Consider the following 20,178-nt stretch of genomic DNA (forward strand, 5'->3'; position numbering starts at 1 on the left):
TACCATGAACCCACTCCCGGCCTCGGGGGTGCCGGGGAAGGGGAGTGATGAGCGCACGCAACCGAATCGGGCGAAGGCTCGCCGCGTCGCTGGTCGCCGCTGCCCTGGTGGTCGCCGGGCTGATCGCTCCGACGATGCCGGCGCCGTCGGCCCAGGCTGCCTCGCTGCCCGGCTGGCTGCACACGAGCGGCGCCCAGATCGTCACCGCCTCGAACGCGCCCTACGTCGTCAAGGCCGCCGCCTGGTTCGGCATGGAGACCTCGAACTGCGCCCCGCACGGTCTGTGGTCCATCTCGCTCGACGCGGGCATGGGGCAGATCGCATCGATGGGGTTCAACACCATCCGGCTGCCGTTCTCGAACGAGTGTCTCGCGCAGGCGGCCCCGAACTCGATCAACGAGCAGGTCAACCCGGGCCTGTCGAAGCTGACCGTGCTGCAGCTGCTCGACCGGGTGGTGGCGCGGGCGAACGCGTACGGGCTGAACGTCATCCTCGACCGGCACCGCCCTGACTCGGGCGGGCAGTCCGAGCTCTGGTACACGGGGCGGTACAGCGAGGCGAAGTGGATCGCCGACTGGAAGGCCCTCGCCACCCGCTACAAGTCGAACCCCGCCGTGATCGGCGTCGACCTGCACAACGAGCCGCACGGCAGCGCGTGCTGGGGCTGCGGCGACGCCTCCCGCGACTGGCAGGCCGCGGCGACGCGGGCGGGCAACGCCGTGCTCGCGGTCAATCCGAAGCTGCTCATCGTGGTCGAGGGCGTCGAGCGCCAGCCCGACGGCAGCTCCACCTGGTGGGGCGGCGGGCTCTCCGGCGTCGCGAGCAAGCCGGTCAGGCTCTCGGTCGCGAACCGCGTCGTCTACTCGCCGCACGACTACCCGTCGACGGTCTTCGCGCAGAGCTGGTTCCAGGCGCCCGACTACCCGGCGAACCTGCCGGCCGTGTGGGAGAAGAACTGGGGCTTCATCGCCACGAAGAAGATCGCCCCCGTGCTCCTGGGTGAGTTCGGCACGAAGCTAGAGACCCGCAGCGATCAGCAGTGGCTCGCGAAGCTGGTCGGCTACCTGTCCGCCAAGAAGCTCAGCTTCGCCTACTGGTCGTTCAACCCCAACAGCGGCGACACGGGCGGGCTCGTGAAAGACGACTGGGTCACCCCGCAGTCGGCCAAGCTCACCGCGCTCCGCCCCCTCCTCGGAGCCGGCGTCCCGGTGCCCACGCCGACCCCGGCGCCCACCACGCCGAAGCCGACCCCCGCGCCGACCCCGAAGCCCACGTCCACCCCGGCACCGACCCCGAAGCCGACGTCCACCCCGGCGCCGACTCCGAAGCCGACCACGACCGCGACGCCGACCCCGAAGCCCACCGCCACGCCCACTCCGGCGCCGACCCCGAAGCCGTCGACCACTCCCGCGCCCACGTCCACCCCCAAGCCCACGACGGCCCCTTCCCCCACCGCCACCCCGAAGCCGACGGGCACCCCCGCGCCGGGCACCCCCGCGCCGGGCGCCCCGGTCGCGGCGGCCTGGGCGCTGCAGAGCGCGTGGGGCGAGGGCTACGTCGCCGACCTCACCCTGTCGGCGACGTCCACGGTCTCCGGCTGGACGGTCACCTGGCCCGACCCCGCGGTCACCTCCGTCGCGAACTCCTGGGGCATGAGCTGCACGGCCGTCCCGAAGACCTCGATCACCTGCACCGGCGCCGACTGGGCCGCCGCGCTCGCCCCCGGCCAATCCGTCCGCGTGGGCCTCCAGGTCGTGGCCCCCAAGGCGCCGACCGCCCCCACCCTCACGATCACCGCCCGCTAGCCACGGCCCGGTCGCCGGCCACCGATCGCACGGTCATGTCAGCTGACGCAGCCGTTCCACCTCGAAGGCCACGGCGCGAAGCTGCTGAGGCGGCACGGTCTGCCGCAGGAGGACTGAGTCGCTGTCGACCGTGAGCGGAATCCGGAGCGGGTGTCCTTCGATCGACAGCTCCACGACGAGCCCGCCGGTGCGCCGGAACCCGTCGCGACTCGGAGCCACATCCACCCGCGCGACATCGAGCCAGGAAAGACGAAGAAACGGCTCGGCCGAGCGCCCGGCGGTGGTGAGGACGAGACCGGCCGAGTCCATTACCACTCCGAAGACGTACGGCACCGGATCAGGCAGCTCCGTCGACGCCGGCCCCCCGATTCGTCGGAGCGTGGACAGCGATCGTTCGAGCTGCGAGGTACGGGAGCTGGTGAACGTGATCGTGCCTGGTCGACGCAACTCGCGCATCCGCACGACGGCGCGAGCGCAGAACAGCGCCGAGGCGCCGAACCCGCCGACGGCGGCGAGCAGACAGCCGCCCACGATCGCCCCGCTCTGCACGGCTTCGACGCCAGCCTCTTCGAGCGCCGGAAGCGCGAAGGTCCAGGCCGCGACGATCCCCGCGAGGAGCGCAACCGTTGTTATCGCCACGCGTCGGTACAGTGCCGCCGCGGCTCGATGTCCGATCTGGTCGTCTCTCTGTACGGTCCGGTCGTCCACCGCTCGAGGATAGCCGCGCATCCGATCGGCCCGCGGTCATATGCGGTGACGGGCCGAGCTGCGTCAGGCGGGGAGGCCGGTGATCGTGTAGTCGCGGGCGAGGTGCGCCGTCGCGCGGCCCCAGGGGCTCTCCGCCGCGCGCGACTGGTGGGCGCGGAACGAGGGCTCGCCGTCGAAGCGCTCCTCGACGGTCCAGACGAGGGGGTCGGCCGTCGGCGCCACCTCGAACGAGAGGCAGCCGGGCTCCGCGCGGGTGAGCGCGAGATGCGCCGGGAGGTGCTCGGCGACGATCGACGCGTCACGAGCATCCGCACAGACGAGGCGGCCGGACAGGTGCACGACGGTCATGCCCCCACTGTAGCCAGCGGCCGATGGGGCGGATGCGGCCCGCTTCTCGTAGGCTCGACTGATGAGCCGTGGCCGCTCGGCGGGTGGGCCGGACGCGGCGGGCCGACGATGACGGGGGAGACGACATCAGCGACGACAGCAGCGACGACAGCAGTGGCCGCGGGGACGACCGCCCCGACACGAACGCCGAGGCCGCGACCGGTTCGGGCGAGGGTGCCCTGCGCGAAGAGCGGGTGGCGGATGCTCCGCCGCAGCACACCGCCCTCTGGGTCGTGCTCTCGCGGTGGCTGCTCGGCGCCGAGGCGTGGCTGCGGTCGCACGGCGGCACCCGGCTGCGGAACGGGATCCGGGCGTTCTGGGCGCTGGTCGCCGTCGGCGGCCTCGTGCTGCTGTTCGGCCCCGTCATCAACGAGCCGCTGAGCCTCGAGGACATCACCGGATCCGCCGAGACCGCCACCGACACCTGGATCGCCCGCGACTTCGACGTCGACTACACCGTCGAGCGCGGCGACGACGGCCGCCTGACCGCCCATGTCGAGGAGACGATCACCGCGTTCTTCCCCGACGACGCCGAGGAGACCGGCATCCGGCGCGTGCTGGCGACGCAGTACCAGGGGCACGCCCTCGAGCCCTCGGACGTCACGGCGACCGTCGACGGGGTGGCCGTCGAGCCGCGCCGCAGCGAGACGACCGACCAGTTGGCCCTCGACCTCGAGCCGCCCGCCGGAGACGGCAGCGCCGACGGCAGCGCCGCGCTCCAGGGCGACCACGTCTTCGTCATCACCTACGACCTCCACGACCTCGCCTACGTCACCACCCAGGCCGACGCCTCGAACACCGCCGACGACGAGAACCCCGACACCGCCCCCGTCGACCTGCTCGAGTGGGACGTCTTCGGCCCCGACTGGCGCCAGGCCCTCGCGGGCCTCGACGTCTCGGTCACCCTGCCCGACGACCTCGACGCCCAGCTGCTGCAGCAGCCCCGCGGCACGCTCGCGTGGCTGCTGATCGGCGGCGGCGAGTGGCTGGAGCCCGAGCCGGGCCCCGACCCCGGCACCACCACCTACGGCTTCAGCAACGACCAGAACATGCCGCCCTACGCCCAGGCCCGCTTCCGCATGGTCTTCGAGCCCGGCACCTTCACCATGCCCGCGCCGACCGCGCTGTTCTGGCTGCAGACGTACGGACCGCTGGCGCCGCTGGCGATCCTGACCGCCACGCTCCTGCTCGCGCTCGCCGCCCGCGCCGTCGCCTGGAGCGACGCTCGTGGTCGCCCCTGGTTCATCGCCCAGTACGACCCGCCGGCGGGGGTCTCGGTGCGGATGGCCGCGCAGATCCTCCGCGAGCCGGCCGCGCTCGAGCTCGCCGAGGCGCTCGCGCGGGCCCGATCGGCTCCGCGCACGGCCACAGCGAAGCGCCGCTGGGGTCGCCGGAAGAAGACCGGCACCACCGCTCCGCCGGCGCCCAGTGCCGCCCGCCAGCGACTGCTGCGCGAGGCGTCCCGCGTCGCCGCGCGCACGGGCCGGCTCGGCGACCGCCCCCGCGCCCTCAGCCGGTACCTCACGGCGTCGGAGCGGGCGGGGCAGCTGCGGGAGGGCATCCGTCGCATACCCCGCGGCTTCGTGCGCGACCTCTTCATCGCCGCCCCGCTCGCGCTGACCGTGGTGCAGTGGGGGCTCGTGCGGCAGCTCTCGCACCAGACCGTGCTCGCGGTGGTGTGGTGGCCGGTCGCGTTCGTGCTGCTCTCGTCGGCCATCGCCGTCGTCGTGCTCGCGATCGCCCTCACCTCGCGACCGCTGACCCGCAAGGGCGCCCTGCTCAAGCAGCACCTGCGGGGCGTCGGCGTCTACGCCGAGCGCACGCGGATGCTCGCCCGCGGCCCCCTCCGCGAGGACGCCCTGGCGTACGCCGTGCTGCAGTCGCCGCCGCGCGAGGCCGGCCGCAGCGTCATCGCCCTGATCGACCAGGAGCTCGGCGAGGACTCCAGCCGCGGCTGGCGGTCGAGGTCGTTCCTCGGCGGCGGCCGCATCGGTCTCCGGATGCTCGCCCTGCTCCTCGTGGCCGGCGCCGTCGCCGCGGTGGCCTTCCTGCCGACGCCCTTCCCGCGCTCCTACGACTACGCCACCTATTCGGGCGATGTGCCCGGCGCCCTCTTCACGACGGTGCAGTCGCTCGACGCCGTCGCGGAGCTCACGCGGGACGACGACGGCACCGCCCGCCTCGCCGTCACCGAGACCCTCGACGTCACGTTCGACGACGAGGGATCGCGGGTTCCGCAGTTCGCGCAGCAGTGGCCTCGCGAGGTCGACGGGCAGGACCTCGGGCTCCGCGTCGAGGACGTGCGCGTCGACGGGGACTCGGTGCCCTTCACTACCAGGACCGACGGCGACACGCTGCTCGTCGTGACGCGAATGGTCGAGGTGCTCGACGGCTCGCACGAGGTGGAGGTCGAGTACGTGCTGGGGTCGGCGGCCGTGGCGGCGGGGCCCGTGTCGGGTGGGGCGGCCCGGTCGGGTGCGGCGTCCGGTTCGGGCGCGGGCTCTGATACGGGCGCGGACTCTGATGCGGGCGCGGGCTCTGATGCGGGCGCCGGCGCGGGTTCGGGCTCGGACGCGGTGGTCGACTCGGTGCGCTGGGCCGCCCTCCTCGAGTCGTGGGAGTACGACTCCAACTGGGGCGACGACCCCGGCCTCGACCCGTTGCGCCTGGAGCTCCGGATGCCCGAATCCCTCGCCTCCGAGGCGATCGCCGGCGGCTGGATCACCCTCGACACCGACTCGGCCGACGAGCCGAGTCAGTGGGCCGAGGACGTGATCCCCTTCGGCGCGGTCGGCGACGACCTCGCCCCGTCCAGCGACTCCACCGCGACCACCGACGGGATGCGCTCTTACGTGCTCGACCTGAAGCAGGACGGCGACGCCGGCTGGCCCTTCGAGCTCACCACCGACGACCTCGGGGCCCGCCTCGACTTCCCGGCCGGAACCTTCGCCGGCCCCGATCCCGACGCCCTCGCCGCGACCCGGGCCGCCGCCGTGCTCCCGGTCGCGGTGGTCGGCGCCTTCGGCGGCCTCGCGCTGCTCATCGGCCTCGCCGGCCTCCTGCTGCGGCGCCGGCATCTCGCGTCGCTCACGACACCCGGCCTCGCCCGTGACCTCGTGCGCTGGCTGGCGCCGGCCCTCGGCCTGGCGGCGGTCATCCTCTTCGTCTGGATGACGATCGACATGCCCGACGACCGCCCCGAGTTCGCCCCCCTCGCCCTGGCGGCCCTTGCCGCGGCCGCGGGCATCGCCCTCGCCCTCACGGCCACCCGCCGCCCCCGCCCCACCCCTGCCCGCGCCCGCCCCTGAGGCCGGCGTCGCCGCCGCGTCGCCCCGAACGGGTGGGGCGCGGCGGCGGCCCGGTTCCCCTACTGTGTGCACAGGGGCGGACGGCCGGGACGGGGTGCGGTGAGCGGGCACAGCGACCACAGGCGTGCGAGCGGCAGGCCCCCGGCGAGCACCGCCGGCACGCAGAGCGACGACGGCATGGCCGAGTTCGGCTACCGCCCCACGCTCTCCCGCAGCATCGGCCGCTTCGCCAGCTTCGCCGCCGGCGTCAGCTACATATCGATCCTGACCGGCACGTTCCAGCTGTTCTACTTCGGCTTCCTCAACGGCGGCCCGGCCTACTGGTGGTCGTGGCCGCTGGTGTTCGGCGGCCAGCTCACGGTGGCGCTCTGCTTCGCGGAACTGGCCGCCCGCTATCCGGTGGCAGGATCCGTCTACAACTGGAGCAAGCGAGTCGCCGGCCCCACCGTGAGCTGGCTCGCCGGCTGGCTGATGGTGATCGCGTCGATCGTCTCGCTCGCCGCCGTCGTGCTCGCCTACCAGGTCACGCTGCCCCAGATCTGGAGCGGCTTCCAGCTGGTCGGCGACGGCACGGGCGCGAGCTTCGGCGTCAGCGCGGTGATCTGGGGAACGATCCTGGTCGTCTTCACCACCGTGGTGAACGCGGTCGGCGTGACGCTGATGGCGCGCATCAACAGCATCGGCGTGATGATCGAGCTGGTCGCGGCCGTGCTGCTCGTCGTGGTGCTCGCGGCGAACGCCGTCAACCCGCCGTCGGTGCTCGTCGAGACCGAGGGCTTCGGCACCGGGATGCCCGGCGGCTACGCGGGCGCCTTCCTGATCGCGGCCATCGCGTCGGCCTACGTGATGTACGGCTTCGACACCGCGAGCTCCCTGGGCGAGGAGACGATCGACCCCCGCCGCACCGCGCCCACCGCGATCCTCCGCGCCGTCGTGGCGTCGTTCGTGATCGGCGGGCTGATCCTGCTCTTCGGCATCCTGGCCGCGCCCGACCTCGCCGATCCGGCCCTCGGCGAGCCCTCGGGCGGGCTGCAGCTGATCGTGCTGCAGGTGCTGGGCGGCCCGCTCGGCTCCGTCTTCCTCGGCTGCATCGTCGTCGCGATCACGGTCTGCGCGCTCGCGGTGCACACGGCGGGCATCCGTCTGGTCTTCGCGATGGCCCGCGACAACGCCCTCCCGGCCAGCGCCGCCCTCGCGAGGATCGACCCTCGCCGCCGAACGCCCCTGATCCCGGCGATCGTCATCGGCGTGCTCGCCGTGCTCATCCTCGCCGTGAACATCGGCACCCCACAGATCTTCACCGCGGTCACGAGCGTCGCGGTCATCCTGATCTATCTCGCCTACCTGCTCGTCACGCTGCCCCTGCTGATCAGGCGCCTGCGCGGCGAATTCCGGTCGACGGATGCTCGTGCCGGCCGCTTCTCGCTCGGCCGACTCGGGCTGCCGATCAACATCCTCGCCGTACTCTGGGGCGCGGCGATGGCGGTCAACCTGGCGTGGCCGCGCGTCGAGGTCTACGGCTCCGACGGGCTGCTGCAGTACATCGCGGTGATCGTGATCGGCGCGGTCGTGGTGCTTGGGCTCGCGTGGTACCTGCTGCGGGGGCGGCACCGTGACGGCACGCTGCCGGAGCACGCGGAGCCGACCCGGAATGCCGGCCAGCCCCGGAATGCGGGGGAGGCCGGCTAGACGCCGGGACGGCCCCAGAGCGCCAGGACGCTCAGCACCAGCGCGGCGACGGCCGACGCCGAGACCGCGAGGGCCTTCAGAGCCGCCGAGCGGCGTTCGCGGACCTGGTGCCGTGCGATGTCGGGGTAAGCGGTGTGGATGTCGATCGCCATGGGTTCTCGCCTTTGAGTGGGTGGCAACGGGTGGACGGATGATCCGGGTGGCCGGGGACCACGACGGAACCCGGTCATCCGATCATGCCATGACCGCCGCACTCGGGCGAGGGTGCCGGCGCGTGTCGGCGGGGCCCGTCAGGCGCGGTCGTGCAGGGTGATCTGGTAGCCGTCGGGGTCGGCGAAGGTGAAGGTGCGGCCGAAGGGGCCGTCGATCGGCTCCGCCACGATCGTCACACCGGCCGCGACGAGGGCGTCGTGCACGGCCTGGGTGTCGGGGGTGTGCAGCCAGACGGCGACGCCGATGCCCGGCTGAGGGATCGTGTCGAGGTCGACGCCCGGGAGCGCGCTCCGCACCGCGAAGGCCGCCGGGGTCGTCGCGAAGACGACGGCATGGGGAGGGCCCGCCTGGCGGGTGAAGCCGAGGTGCGTCTCGTAGAACACCGCGGAGGCGTCGAGGTCGCGCACCTGGAGGGAGATGAAGCCGGGGCCGGAGGAGGTCATGGGAGCTCGCTTTCGTTGATGTCAGTTTGTTGACATGTTCGACTATGTCAGAATACTGACATGAAAAGCGAATCCCTCGGTATCGAACTGCCCACATCGGTCGGATACCTCCTGAAGGAGGCGGCGACGGCGCTGAGGGTCTCGATGGAGGCGGTGCTGCGTCCGCTCGGGATGAGTGTCACGCACTATTCCTGCCTCGAGCTGCTGGCCCAGCGACCGGGGCTGTCGAACTCGGAGCTGGCGCGCGGCGCCTTCGTGACGCGGCAGTCGATGAACGTGCTGCTGCAGTCGCTCGAACGGGACGGGCAGGTGACCCGTCCGGAGCAGCCGTCGTCGGGTCGCGTGCTGCCGACCGAGCTCACGCCGGAGGGGCGCCGTCGGCTGGCCGCGGCCAGCGCCGCCGTGCGACGGGTCGAGGACCGGATGGTCTCCGGCCTGAGCCCGGCCGAGCGGGCGACCTTCGGCGAGCTCCTGGCCCGCTCGGTCGCGTCCCTCCGAGGCGAGACGGACGCCGCCCCTCCGCAGCGGTGACCACGGGTACTATTCCGGGCATGGATGCTCGACGGCCGTTGCCTCGCATCGGCGCCCCGGCCGTCCGGGCGCTCGCCGAGGCCGGGGTGCACGACCTCGACGACGCAGAGGAGTTCGGTCTCGACGCGCTGGCGGCGCTCCACGGGGTGGGCCCGAAGGCCATCCGCCTGCTGCGGGCCGCCCTCGAGGAGTAGCGCGCCCCGACGTCGACGCCGACGTCGACCCCGACGCCCGCGCCGCCACCGGTCAGACCAGGACGAGCTTGAGCCCGAGCTTGAGCTCGAGCCCGAGCCCCATCCCGCCTACCGCTCCTCGGCCCTGCACGACGGTCGTCAGGCGGCGGGGAGGGCGCCCGCCACGACGCGGCCGCGCGAGATCACCGCCACGATGCGGGAGGTGTCGAGCTCGGCGAGGTTCTGCCAGGGTCGTCCCTCCATCACGAGGAAGTCGGCCGCCGCGCCGGGAGCGAGGGTGCCGAGCCGGCCCTCCTCGCCGATCGCCCGGGCGGCGCGGGAGGTCGCCGACTCCAGCGCCCGCGCCGGCGACCAGCCGAAGGTCGCGGCCATCAGGCGCACCTCCTCCATCTGGTCGCCGAAGTCCACGTGGTGGCCGTTCGCGTCGGTGCCCAGCACGAAGTCGACGCCGAGGTCGGCGGCCTCGCGCATCCGGGAGTCTCGCTCCACGACGAGGGCAGCCGCCTTCTCGGCCTGCTCGGCCGAGACCCCGGCCCGGCCGGCCGCGATGCGGTCGTTGATGAGCAGGGTAGGGGCGACCGTGATGCCGAGGCCGACGATGCGGCCGGCCTGGGAGGCGCTCAGGAGCGTGCCGTGCTCGATCGAGTCGACCTCGTGCCAGATGGCCGCGTCGATGCCGGCCTCGGTGTGGGCGTGGGCGGCGACGCGCAGGCCCAGTGCGTGCGCCTCGTCGACGATCGCATCGATCTCGGGCGCGGTGTAGTTGCGCCAGGCGCTCTTGTCGCCCACTGAGAGCACGCCGCCGCTGGTGGCGATCTTGATGCCGTCGGCGCCGGCGCGTGCCCAGTGCCGAACCAGCTTGCGGCACTCGTCGGGGCCGTCGGCGACCGGCTTCCGCAACGGGAACGCCGGCGGGATGAACAGGTCGCCGTGCCCGGCGGTCATGCTGACCATGCCGTGCGCCTGCAGCCGTGGACCCTCCACGACACCCTGATCGAGTGCCCGCCGCAGCGAGAACTGGATGTCGTCGGCCGAGAGGTCGCGCAGCGTCGTGACCCCGCCACGAAGCGCGGCGCGCGCGTTGGCGAGGCCGTGCAGGGTCTGCTCCTCGGGGCGGGTGGTGAGCGGCCAGGTGAGGAAGTCGCTGGTGCCGTGGCCGGCGTGGCCGACGAGGTGCACGTGGGTGTCGATCAGCCCCGGGATGATGCTCAGCCCGGCCGGCAGAGCGGATGCGGGCAGAGCGGATGCGGTGGTGCCGCCATCAGCCGGCCGCAGCCCCGAGATGGTTCCGTCGACACCGTCGACCGTCCAGTCGAGGGTGACGGTGCCGCGGGCGGAGGTGCCGTCCCAGAGCTCGGCGGTGAGGGAGTGGTTCATGGGGTCCTGACGGGTGGTGAGGGCCGCAGCATCGGCGGCGAGCAGGGCGGATGGGGCGGGGGCGATCGGGGCGGGCAGGCGGAACGGCGGGTCAGCTGCGAGAGGTGCGGCGGGGGAACAGGTGCCCGAGGGCCGCGGGCGGCCGCATCGTGGTGCCCGCCACCACGAGCACCGCGAGAGTGACGAGGTAGGGCGCCGCCGTGGCGAGCTCGGGCGGCAGGGGCACGAACAGGAACACCAGCACGAGCACCGCGCCGAGCGCGAGCGGGGCGATGCCCGAGCGACGGGCGCCGCGCCAGAACCGCAGGGCTCCGACGACGAGGAAGATCACCGCGAGGATGAACAGCAGCGCCCGGAACGTCTCGGGCCGCCCCAGCCCGACGGCGTCGGAGAAGCCGAACAGCGACGATCCGAGGAAGACGCCCGAGGGCATCCAGTTGCCGAAGATCAGCGTCGCGAGGCCGATGAAGCCGCGCCCCGCGGTCTGGTTCTCGACGTAGGCCTGGGAGATGAGCGCGAGGTAGCCGCCGGCGAAGCCGGCCAGCCCGCTGCCGACGAGCACGGCGATGTACCGGGTGCGGTGCACCTTGCCGCCGAGCGCCTGCAGCGCAGCCGGCTCCTCACCCGCGGCCCGCCAGCGCAGGCCGAACTTGGTGCGCCAGAGCACGTAGGCCGTGGCGGGGATGAGCAGCAGCCCGATCACGGCCGCGAGCGAGACGTCGTGGGTGAGCCCCCCGACGATGCCGCCGAGCTGCGAGACGACCGGGATGCCCGACTGCTCCATCGTGGCGGTGAGGTCGGGCGTGCCGAGCCCGCCCGAGAGGAACGGCACGCTGAGCACCGGCAAGGAGCCGTCGATGCGCGGCGAGCGGGCGATCGTGCCGCCGTCGACCCCGTTGAAGACGATGTCGCTGGCGAAGCGCGCCGACGCTCCGGCGATCACGTTGATGGCCACACCGACGACGAGCTGGTTCAGCCCCATCTCGATGCAGAGCACCGCCATCAGCAGCCCGAACACGAGGCCGCCGACCACCCCGCCGCCGAGGGCGGCCCAGGGGCCCCAGAGCCAGCCGAAGACACCGGCCATCCAGGTGCCGCCGATCATCATGCCCTCGAGGCCGACGTTGATGACGCCGGCCCGCTCGGAGTAGAGGCCGCCGATGGCGACCACCGCGATCGGCACGGTGAGCCGCAGTGCCGAGCCCCAGGTGGACGAGGCCGCGATGCCGGGCGCGTCGGCGACGTACTGGGCGACGATGATGAGGCCGAGGCCGAGCAGGCCCCAGCGGAGGCCGGCGCGCAGCCGCTGCCGGCTGGGGGCCAGCGAGCGCGGGGCGGCCGCCGGGGCGGTGGGGGCGGTGGGCTCGACGGTGTCGGTCATCGCGAGGCCTCCATTCCGGTCGGCAGGGGAGCGGCGGGCGGCGGGGTCTCGCGGCGACGGCGGCGCAGCGCGTTCCAGAGAGCGACGCGCTGGTCGGCGCGCTCGGTGAGCCAGTAGCCGACCGCCGAGCTCAGCAGGATGACGGCCATGAACACCGAGCCGACCTCGGTCGGCAGCTGCACGAGACCGAGCACCTGCGAGCTGCGCTCGACGAAGGCGAGCACGAAGGCGCCGGCCGCGATGCCGATCGGGTGCGAGCGGCCGAGCAGCGCGGCTGCCAGCCCCGTGAACATGAGGTCGGTGGGCAAGGTGCCGTCGAAGCGGAACGCCGTGCTCAGCACGTGCGGCATGCCGACCAGCCCCGCGATCGCACCCGAGCCGAGCATGGCCCAGATGATGCGCCGGTTCACCTTGATGCCGGCCGACTCGGCCGCCTCGGGTGAGCGCGACGCGACCTGCAGGGTGAAGCCGAAGACGGTGCGGTACTGGATCAGGTAGAACAGGATGCCCACCACGATCGCCACGACGAGGAACCCGGTGATCGAGGTGCGGTTGCCGATTCCGAGGTCGATAAGCACGGGCATCGCGCCCTCGTCGCCGATGATCGCGGTGCCGGTGTTCTGACCGCCGCCCGAACGGAAGACGTCGGCCAGCAGGATGGCGACGACCGTGGTGGCGATCGCGTTCATCAGGATCGACGTGATGACCTCGCTGACGCCCCGGTAGACCTTCAGCAGCGCGGGCACGAGGGCCCAGAGGGCGCCGGTGACGCAGCAGACGATCAGGGTGATGGGCAGCCGGAGGTAGAGCGGCAGCGGCAGGTTGGCGGCGACGACCGCGCCGGCCAGGGCGGCGACCCGGTACTGGCCGTCGACGCCGATGTTGAACAGGCCCATCCGCAGCGCGAAGGCCGCGGCGACGCCGGCGAGGTAGAGCGGCACGGCGTTGTTCAGCGCCGAGACGAGCGAGGCGGGTTCGATGCCGTAGTTCCACATCACCTCGTAGGCGCTCGTGGCCGAGTAGCCGCCGATCGTGAGGAACAGGGTGGTGACGAGCAGGGCGAGCAGCACCGAGACGACGGGGCCGGCCAAGGTGACCGCGATGCGCCGGATCATGCGGCACCTCCTTCGGCTGTGTTCTTCGTGTGGCCTCGCACCCCGGTCATGTACTCCCCGAGCTCCTGCGCATCCACCCGCCGCGGGTCGAGCGCCCCCACGATGCGCCCGCGGTAGAACACCAGCAGCCGGTCGCTCAGCGCCAGCAGCTCGTCGAGGTCGGCCGAGATGAGCAGGGTGCCGAGACCGCGGTCGCGGGCAGCGGTGAGCTCGCTCCAGACCGCCGACTGGGCGCCGATGTCGACACCGCGGGTCGGATGCGCGGCGATCAGCACGCGCGGATCGCTGCCGAGCTCCCGCCCCACGATGAACTTCTGCTGGTTGCCGCCCGAGAGCGCCGACGCGGGCGTGGACGGGTCGCCGCCCCGCACGTCGAAGCGGCTGATGATGGCCCGGGCCTGGGCTGCGGCACCGGCCCGGCTGAACCACGGCCCGCGCTTCACCGGCGGCCGGCCGTGGTAGCCGAGGGCGGCGTTCTCGCGCAGCGCCATCGACAGCACGACGCCGTCGCGGTGCCGGTCTTCGGGGATGTAGGCGAGCCCGCGGGCCCGCCGGGTCTCGGTGGGGAGGGCGTCGATGCGCTCTCCTCCCATGCTGATGCGCCCGGTGTGCGTGACGCGGCCGAGCAGGGCCAGCAGGAGCTCCGACTGCCCGTTGCCCTCGACGCCCGCGATGCCCACGATCTCGCCGGAGTGCACCTCGAGCGAGACGTCGTCGAGCGCCGGCACCTCGCCGGCCTCCCCGACGGTGACCCCGTGCGCGGCGAGCACCACGTCGGTGCCCGGCGGAACCGCCCGTGGGGCGACCGCCGGCATCGCGACCTTGACCATCAGGGCGGCGAGGTCGGAGGCGGAGGACTCCGAAGGGGTGGTGTGCCCCACCACGGCGCCGGCGCGGATGACGGTGATCTCGTCGGCGAAGTCGAGCACCTCGTCGAGCTTGTGCGAGATGAAGATGACGGCGGCGCCCGCCTCGGTGAAGCGGCGCATGGCGGCGAACAGGGATGCCGCCTCGCTCGGCACGAGAACGGCGGTGGGCTCGTCGAGGATGATGATCTGCGCGTCGCGGTAGAGCACCTTGAGGATCTCGACCCGCTGGCGGCCGCCGACCCCGACATCGCGCACGACCGCGTCGACGTCGACCTCGAAGCCGTTGCGCGTCGCGAGCGCAGCCACCCGTGACCGGGCGGCGGCGCTGTCGAGCCGGAAGGCCGATCCGGGTTCGTCGGCCAGCACCACGTTCTCCCACACGCGCAGCGCCGAGGCGAGCAGGAAGTGCTGGTGCACCATGCCGATGCCGGCCTGCTGCGCATCCCGAGGCGAGGAGAAGGAGCGGGGGGAGCCCGCGATCTCGATCGTGCCCTCGTCGGGCCGCTCCTCGCCGGCGAGGATCTTCATCAGGGTCGACTTGCCGGCCCCGTTCTCACCCACGATCGCGTGCACCGTGCCGGCGCGCACCGTGAGGTCGATGCGGTCGTTCGCCACGAAGGCGCCGAAGCGCTTGACGATGCCCGTCAACCGCACCAGCACGTCGTTCTCGGCTGTCTCGCTCATCGGGTGCTCCTGTCGGGGGAGGGAAACGGGGGACGGAGGCGGCGGGGGGAGTGGAAGCGCCCGACCGCCGGCGGTGTGGGGCCGCCGGCGACCGGGCGCCGTCTGGGTGCGCGGATCAGACCGCGCTCGGCACCTCGATGGTGCCGTCGATGATGTCCTGCTTGGCCTTCTCGAGCTGGTCTGTGTATGCATCGAGGAAGTCGCCACTTGTGGAGTAGCCGACGCCGTCGTTCGAGAGGTCGAAGTCCTGCTCGCCCGCCTCAAGGCTGCCGTCGAGGAACGACTTGATCGAGTCCTCGACCGCGACGTTCACGTTCTTGATCGCCGAGGTGAGGATGAACGGCTTGATCGACTCGTCCACCTGGTTGTAGACGTCGCCGTCGACCCCGATGGCCCAGTTCTTCTGCGCATCCGTCGACGAGGCCGCGGCCTGCTCGTAGACGCCCTGGCCCGAACCGCCCGCGGCGGCATAGATCACGTCGGCGCCACCGGCGTACATCGAGGCGGCGGCCTCCTTGCCCTTGGTGGGGTCGGAGAAGCCGGTGAAGTCGCCGAGGGGGGAGAGGTAGGTGGTGTCGACCGTGATCGACGGGTTCACCGACTTCGCACCGGCCTCGTAGCCCACGAAGAAGTTCTGGATGCTCGGCTGGTCGACGCCGCCGATGAAGCCGATGTGGCCGGTCTTCGAGGTGAGGGCGGCGGCCACGCCGACGAGGTAGGAGGACTGCTCGGCCGCGAACGAGATGGTCGTGACGTCGGGGATCGAGGTGCCCTTGTCGATGTCGACGGCCACGAACTGCGTGTCGGGGTGCTCGGTGGTCTGCTCCATCGGGGTGGCGTACTGGAAGCCGATGCCGATGGCGAGACCGGCGCCCTGCGAGATCGCGAGGTCGAGACGGTCCTGGTAGTCGTCGGTGTTGGGGCTCGAGAAGTCGAGCGGGGTGAACGAGAACTCCGACTGCGCGTCGGTGAAGCCCTTGTAGGCGCTGTCCATGAAGGAGAAGTCGCCGGTGGTGCCGTAGAGCATCGCGACCTTCGGCAGATCGGCGTCGGCGCTCGGCTGCACCGTGGCGGTCTTGCCCGAGCAGGCCGAGAGCAGCAGGGCTGCGGTGAGGGCGGTGGCGCCGAGGGCGGCGGCCTTGCGGGAGAACGTCATGGGGCTCCTTGGAAATCGTTTGCAGAAACGTCGGGTGAGAGGAACGGAAACCGGTGCGAGACTCAGTGTTCGCCCGCGCCGTTGCCACCGCATTTCTCGAATGTTTCTAGCATGTTTAACGTCGGCAAGGCACTGCAATCGTTTGCCGAGAATTGCCCGAAGCGCGGCCCCGGAGAGCCTATGCTGTCGGCATGCAGACCCCCGAGCCGACCCTCGCCGACGTGGCCGCCCGCGCCGGCGTCAGCGTGGCCACGGCCTCGCGGGCGCTCACCGGGGCCCGGCCCGTCAGCGACACCCTGCACCGCAAGGTGCGCGACGCCAGCCGTGAGCTCGGCTATCGGCGGAACGCCGTGGCGAGCGCCCTCCGCCTGCAGCGCACCGAGACGGTCGGCCTGGTGCTGCCCCGGTACACCACCGGCTTCCTCTCGGCCCTGATCGAGTCGGTCAGTGACGGCCTCGAGCGCAACGACCTGTCGCTGGTGCTGCGCTACTCCGAGCCCGACGCGCTGCACGACGTCGGCAACGTCGAGTCGCTGATGGCGCGCCGCGTCGACGGCATCATCATCTGCCCCTCCTCCCTCGAGGCGAGCCAGGAGTCGATCGAGGCCGCCGGCTCCGTGCCGATCGTGCAGGTCGGCCGCTTCGTCATCACCGACCGCTCCGACTCGGTCGGCCTCGACGAGGACCGCGCGACCGCGATGCTCGTGGCGCACCTCGTCGAGCGGGCGGCCCGGCGCATGCTCGTCGTCGGGCTCGATCCGGATGCTCCCGCCGACGCGCGCCGCATCCGGGCCCTCCGCGGCGCCGCCGAGGGCGCGGCGGTCGTCGACGTCGCCCCCTTCACCCCGGCGGTGCTCGACGGCGGCATCCGTGCCGCCGAACGTCTCGGGGCGGCCGGACCAGCTGCCCTCCCCGACGCCATCGTCTGCGCCAACGACGACGTGGCCGCGGGCGTGCTGGCCGTGCTGCGGATGCGCGGCCTCGCCGTTCCCGCTCGGGTGCAGGTCGCCAGCCTGCTCGATCTGTCGCCCGGCCGGGAGGATCTCACGGTCACGACCCTGCGGCATCCGTGGCCCGAGATGGGGCGGGAGGCGGTGCGCCTGCTGCTGGACTCGCAGCAGCGGGGGCGCGGGCCCGCCGCCGAGCGCATCGCCCGCCGCGTCAGTCTCGCCCCGCAGCTCGTGCCCGGTCAGTCCACCCGCGAGCACCCCGTTCCCGAACCCCTCGTCGCCGTTCCGACGACGACCGCCACCACCCCTCATTTGAAGGAGACCCCGTGACCCGAATCCTGCTGCTCGGAGAGTCGTGGTTCGTGCACTCGATCCATCAGAAGGGCTTCGACTCCTTCACCACCTCGGAGTTCACGCTCGGCGGTGCCGAGTTCACCGCCGCCCTGCGCGAGGCGGGCCACGAGGTGACGCACCTCCCCTGCCACGAGATCGTCGACGGGCTGCCCGGCACGGCCGAGGGGCTGCGTGCGATCGCCGACGTCGTGGTGATCTCCGACGTCGGAGCCAACACCTTCCAGCTGCCGCCGGCCACGTTCAGCCGCTCGGAGACGACGGTCGACCTGATCGAGGTGCTGCAGCGTTTCACCGAGCTCGGCGGCGGGCTGATGATGGCGGGCGGGTACATGACCTTCTCGGGCATCGACGCCAAGGCCCGGTGGGGGCGCACCGCGCTCGCCGAGGTGCTGCCGGTGGGCGTGCTCGACCGCGACGACCGGGTCGAGCTGCCGTCGGGAGCGGCGCCGTCGACGGTGTCCGCCCATCCGGTGACGGCGGGCCTCGAGGGGGAGTGGCCGGCGCTGCTCGGGCTGAACGAGGTCACGGTGCGCAAAGGAGCGGTGGAGCTCGCACGGTGCGGCGGGCATCCGCTGCTCGTCGTCGGAGCCTACGGCGAGGGCCGCACCGCTGCGTTCAGCTCGGACATCGCGCCGCACTGGGCGCCGCCCGGTTTCGTGCAGTGGCCGGGCTACGCCACGCTCTTCGACCGGCTCGTGCGGTGGCTGGCGGGGGAGCAGCTCCCGCTGACGTCCGAGCTGGCCGCGGGCGCGACGAGCGAGGTGTCCGCGTGAGCGGCGACGAGCGGATGCGCGCCGACTCGGTCACGCTGGCCGACGGTTCCGACACCGTCGACACCGTCATCACGCCGGTAACCGTGCTGGCGGGCACCACGCGGCCCGCGCCGGGCTACCCCGACCTGCCGCGCGACGACGTGGCCGCCCGGGGGACGGCCACATTCCTCGAGGGGCATGCGATCGGCATCCGCGACGGGGTGATCGCCTGGATCCGGCCGGCGGCCGAGGTCGAGGCCGCCACTCTCGCGCAGGCGGCGGTGATCGACGGCAGCGGGCAGGTCGCCATCCCGGGCCTGATGAACTCGCACACGCACTCGCCGATGACCATGTTCCGCGGTTCGGCCGAGGACGTTCCGATCAAGGACTGGTTCAACAAGCACATCTGGCCGATGGAGGTGAACCTGACCGAGCGCGACGTGACACTGGGCGCCCGCCTGGCCGTCGGCGAGATGCTGCTCGGTGGGGTGACGAACTTCGCCGACCACTACTTCTTCACGGATCGCATCGCCGAGGTCGTCGCGGAGAGCGGCGCGCGCGGGCACCTCGCCTCGACGTTCTTCTCGTCGCAGGGCACGGAGGGGCTCGAGCGCTCGGCCGCCTTCGCCGAGCGGTGGAACGGGGCGGCCGACGGGCGCATCACGACCGCTCTCGGACCGCACGCGACCTACACCGTGACCGACGCCGACCTGGAGGCGACGGCGGAGCACGCCCGACGGCTGGGGGTGCGCACGCACGTCCATGCCGCCGAGAGCATGAACCAGACGGAGTCGAGCCTCGAGCGGCACGGGCGCACGCCGGTGCAGGTGCTGCACGACACCGGAATCCTCGAGACCGGTGCGATCATTGCGCACGGCGCGGGCATCGTGGAGAGCGACCTCGAGTGGCTGGTGCCGTTCGCCGACCGGGTCGCGGTGGCCTCGTGCACGAAGGTCTACATGAAGCACGCGCACACGACGACGCCGGTGCGGATGCTGCACGACGCGGGTCTCACCGTGGGGCTCGGCACCGACGGTCCGGCGTCGCACAACACGCTCGACGTGCTGGAGAGCATGCGGATGATGTCGCTGAAGCAGAAGGACGACCACCTCGACGCCACCTGGCTGACCTCGGCCCACGCCCTCGACCTCGCCACCCGGCAGAGTGCTGCGGCGTTCGGGCTGCAGGACTCGCTCGGGGTGCTCGCGCCGGGCTACAAGGCCGACGTGGTGCTGATCGACCTGCAGAAGCCGCACCTGCAGCCGATGCACGACCTCGCAGCCGCACTCGCGCTGAGCGTGAAGTCGAGCGACGTCACCACCGTGCTCGTCGACGGCCGGCTCGTGGTGGAGCACGGCCGGCTCGTGACGATGGACCTCGCCGACACCATCGCCGAGCTCAACCGCCGCCTGCCCGAGCTCACCGACCGCTCTCGCGGCACGATCCAGGACTACGCCCCGTGAGCGCCCCTGTGCCTGCCCGCGCGCACACGCCGGGAGGCCGGCCGATGACCCGCGTTGACGCCTACTCCACGCCCTGGACCGACGTGGCTCGCCACCTCGCCACCGGCGACGGGCTCGCGCTGCTGCCGTTCGGCGCGCTCGAGCAGCACGGCCCGCACCTCCCGCTCGGCACCGACACGGCCACCGCCGTCGCGGTCGCGGAGCGCCTCGCCGACCGGCTCGACGCCCTGCTCCTGCCGCCGATCCACTACGGCGACACCTGGAACAACGCCGGCTACCCCGGCACCGTGTCCCTCTCGCCCGAGACGGTCACGGCGATCGCCGTCGACATCGGCCGCTCGCTCGCGGCGTCGGGCGCCCGAGCGCTGATCGTCGTGAACGGGGATTGGGGCAACCGACAGCCGCTCTACACGGCGGTGCGGCGGCTGAACGCCGAGCGCATCCTGCCCGCTCTCGCGCTGGACTACCCGGGGATGGACGAGGCCGTCGCCGAGGTGCGCACGAGCCGCGGCGCCGCCCCGGGGCTCAACCACGCCGAGGAGGTCGAGACGTCGATCATGCTGGCCCTCGAGCCGGGGCACGTGCATCCGGAGCGCTACGCGGCCGAGTACCCCGGGTTCCCGAGCGACTTCGGCACGCGGCCGATGCAGCTGCACCCGTTCTCGCCGACGGGCGTCTTCGGCGACCCGTCGCACGCGACCGCCGCCAAGGGCGAGCACATCCTCGCCGCCACCGTCGAGGGCTCGCTCGCTGTGCTCGCCGACTTCATCGCGGGGCTGCCCTCGCGCTGAGCGATGCG

The 20,178-nt window shown here is 72.5% G+C and carries 18 protein-coding genes; 9 read left to right on the forward strand and 9 right to left on the reverse strand.

Features of this window, described 5'->3' with window-relative positions:
- Positions 1–47: 47 nt before the first annotated feature.
- A complete protein-coding gene (locus HQQ85_RS14310) occupies positions 48–1,805 on the forward strand; it encodes a cellulase family glycosylhydrolase (protein ID WP_173183208.1) in 1,758 nt (585 codons plus the stop codon).
- A 33-nt stretch (positions 1,806–1,838) separates the two neighbouring features.
- On the opposite strand, the gene HQQ85_RS14315 is transcribed toward HQQ85_RS14310, so the two are convergent.
- Together HQQ85_RS14315 and HQQ85_RS14320 are read right to left on the reverse strand one after the other, a co-directional pair.
- The gene (locus tag HQQ85_RS14315) at positions 1,839–2,513 is read right to left on the reverse strand and encodes a hypothetical protein (protein ID WP_173183209.1); all 675 of its coding nucleotides are present in this window, start codon (positions 2,511–2,513) and stop codon (positions 1,839–1,841) included.
- Between the two features lie 63 nt (positions 2,514–2,576).
- The gene (locus HQQ85_RS14320; protein ID WP_173183210.1) at positions 2,577–2,861 is read right to left on the reverse strand and encodes a putative quinol monooxygenase; all 285 of its coding nucleotides are present in this window, start codon (positions 2,859–2,861) and stop codon (positions 2,577–2,579) included.
- A 68-nt stretch (positions 2,862–2,929) separates the two neighbouring features.
- On the opposite strand from HQQ85_RS14320, the gene HQQ85_RS21485 reads away from it, so the two are divergent.
- Positions 2,930–6,208, forward strand: coding sequence for a DUF2207 domain-containing protein (locus HQQ85_RS21485; protein ID WP_173183211.1), 3,279 nt, complete (start codon positions 2,930–2,932; stop codon positions 6,206–6,208).
- A 99-nt stretch (positions 6,209–6,307) separates the two neighbouring features.
- Positions 6,308–7,897, forward strand: coding sequence for an APC family permease (locus HQQ85_RS14330; protein ID WP_371741914.1), 1,590 nt, complete (start codon positions 6,308–6,310; stop codon positions 7,895–7,897).
- On the opposite strand, the gene HQQ85_RS14335 is transcribed toward HQQ85_RS14330, so the two are convergent.
- Positions 7,894–8,049 carry a hypothetical protein gene (locus HQQ85_RS14335; RefSeq protein WP_173183212.1) on the reverse strand — a complete coding sequence of 52 codons (156 nt, stop codon included), beginning with the start codon at positions 8,047–8,049 and terminating at the stop codon, positions 7,894–7,896. The genes HQQ85_RS14330 and HQQ85_RS14335 overlap by 4 nt on opposite strands.
- A gap of 138 nt (positions 8,050–8,187) precedes the next feature.
- Positions 8,188–8,553 (reverse strand): VOC family protein, encoded by a 366-nt coding sequence (locus HQQ85_RS14340; RefSeq protein ID WP_173183213.1) that lies wholly within the window; start codon positions 8,551–8,553, stop codon positions 8,188–8,190.
- A 60-nt stretch (positions 8,554–8,613) separates the two neighbouring features.
- Here HQQ85_RS14340 and HQQ85_RS14345 point away from each other — a divergent pair, with 60 nt between their 5' ends.
- Positions 8,614–9,084 carry a MarR family winged helix-turn-helix transcriptional regulator gene (locus tag HQQ85_RS14345; RefSeq protein ID WP_173183214.1) on the forward strand — a complete coding sequence of 157 codons (471 nt, stop codon included), beginning with the start codon at positions 8,614–8,616 and terminating at the stop codon, positions 9,082–9,084.
- A 20-nt stretch (positions 9,085–9,104) separates the two neighbouring features.
- Positions 9,105–9,278: a DNA-binding protein gene (locus tag HQQ85_RS14350; protein WP_173183215.1), complete on the forward strand. Its 174-nt coding sequence runs from the start codon at positions 9,105–9,107 to the stop codon at positions 9,276–9,278.
- 138 nt (positions 9,279–9,416) lie between these two features.
- Here HQQ85_RS14350 and HQQ85_RS14355 read toward each other — a convergent pair whose 3' ends face one another.
- The 5 genes from HQQ85_RS14355 to HQQ85_RS14375 form a co-directional block, all read right to left on the reverse strand.
- Complete coding sequence (locus HQQ85_RS14355; protein ID WP_173183216.1) at positions 9,417–10,655, reverse strand: amidohydrolase family protein; 1,239 nt, start codon at positions 10,653–10,655, stop codon at positions 9,417–9,419.
- A 91-nt stretch (positions 10,656–10,746) separates the two neighbouring features.
- Entirely contained in the window at positions 10,747–12,036 is a 1,290-nt protein-coding gene (locus HQQ85_RS14360; RefSeq protein WP_173183217.1) for an ABC transporter permease, read from the reverse strand.
- Positions 12,033–13,151: an ABC transporter permease gene (locus HQQ85_RS14365; RefSeq protein ID WP_173183218.1), complete on the reverse strand. Its 1,119-nt coding sequence runs from the start codon at positions 13,149–13,151 to the stop codon at positions 12,033–12,035. Before HQQ85_RS14365 ends, HQQ85_RS14360 begins: the two co-directional genes overlap by 4 nt.
- A complete protein-coding gene (locus HQQ85_RS14370) occupies positions 13,148–14,704 on the reverse strand; it encodes an ABC transporter ATP-binding protein (protein WP_173183219.1) in 1,557 nt (518 codons plus the stop codon). Before HQQ85_RS14370 ends, HQQ85_RS14365 begins: the two co-directional genes overlap by 4 nt.
- Before the next feature lie 115 nt (positions 14,705–14,819).
- On the reverse strand, positions 14,820–15,860 hold the full coding sequence (locus HQQ85_RS14375) for a BMP family protein (protein WP_173183220.1): 1,041 nt from the start codon (positions 15,858–15,860) through the stop codon (positions 14,820–14,822).
- A 191-nt stretch (positions 15,861–16,051) separates the two neighbouring features.
- On the opposite strand from HQQ85_RS14375, the gene HQQ85_RS14380 reads away from it, so the two are divergent.
- From HQQ85_RS14380 to HQQ85_RS14395, 4 genes are read left to right on the forward strand one after another with little or no spacing between them, the layout of a single operon-like run.
- Positions 16,052–17,140, forward strand: coding sequence for a LacI family DNA-binding transcriptional regulator (locus tag HQQ85_RS14380; RefSeq protein WP_173183221.1), 1,089 nt, complete (start codon positions 16,052–16,054; stop codon positions 17,138–17,140).
- Complete coding sequence (locus HQQ85_RS14385) at positions 17,137–17,937, forward strand: glutamine amidotransferase (RefSeq protein ID WP_173183222.1); 801 nt, start codon at positions 17,137–17,139, stop codon at positions 17,935–17,937. Before HQQ85_RS14380 ends, HQQ85_RS14385 begins: the two co-directional genes overlap by 4 nt.
- A complete protein-coding gene (locus tag HQQ85_RS14390) occupies positions 17,934–19,379 on the forward strand; it encodes an amidohydrolase (protein ID WP_216851757.1) in 1,446 nt (481 codons plus the stop codon). Before HQQ85_RS14385 ends, HQQ85_RS14390 begins: the two co-directional genes overlap by 4 nt.
- Before the next feature lie 44 nt (positions 19,380–19,423).
- Positions 19,424–20,170, forward strand: coding sequence for a creatininase family protein (locus tag HQQ85_RS14395; protein WP_173183223.1), 747 nt, complete (start codon positions 19,424–19,426; stop codon positions 20,168–20,170).
- Positions 20,171–20,178 lie beyond the last annotated feature (8 nt).

Source organism: Herbiconiux sp. VKM Ac-2851, from assembly GCF_013205105.1.
In the GTDB taxonomy this organism is placed as follows: Bacteria; Actinomycetota; Actinomycetes; order Actinomycetales; family Microbacteriaceae; genus Herbiconiux; species Herbiconiux flava.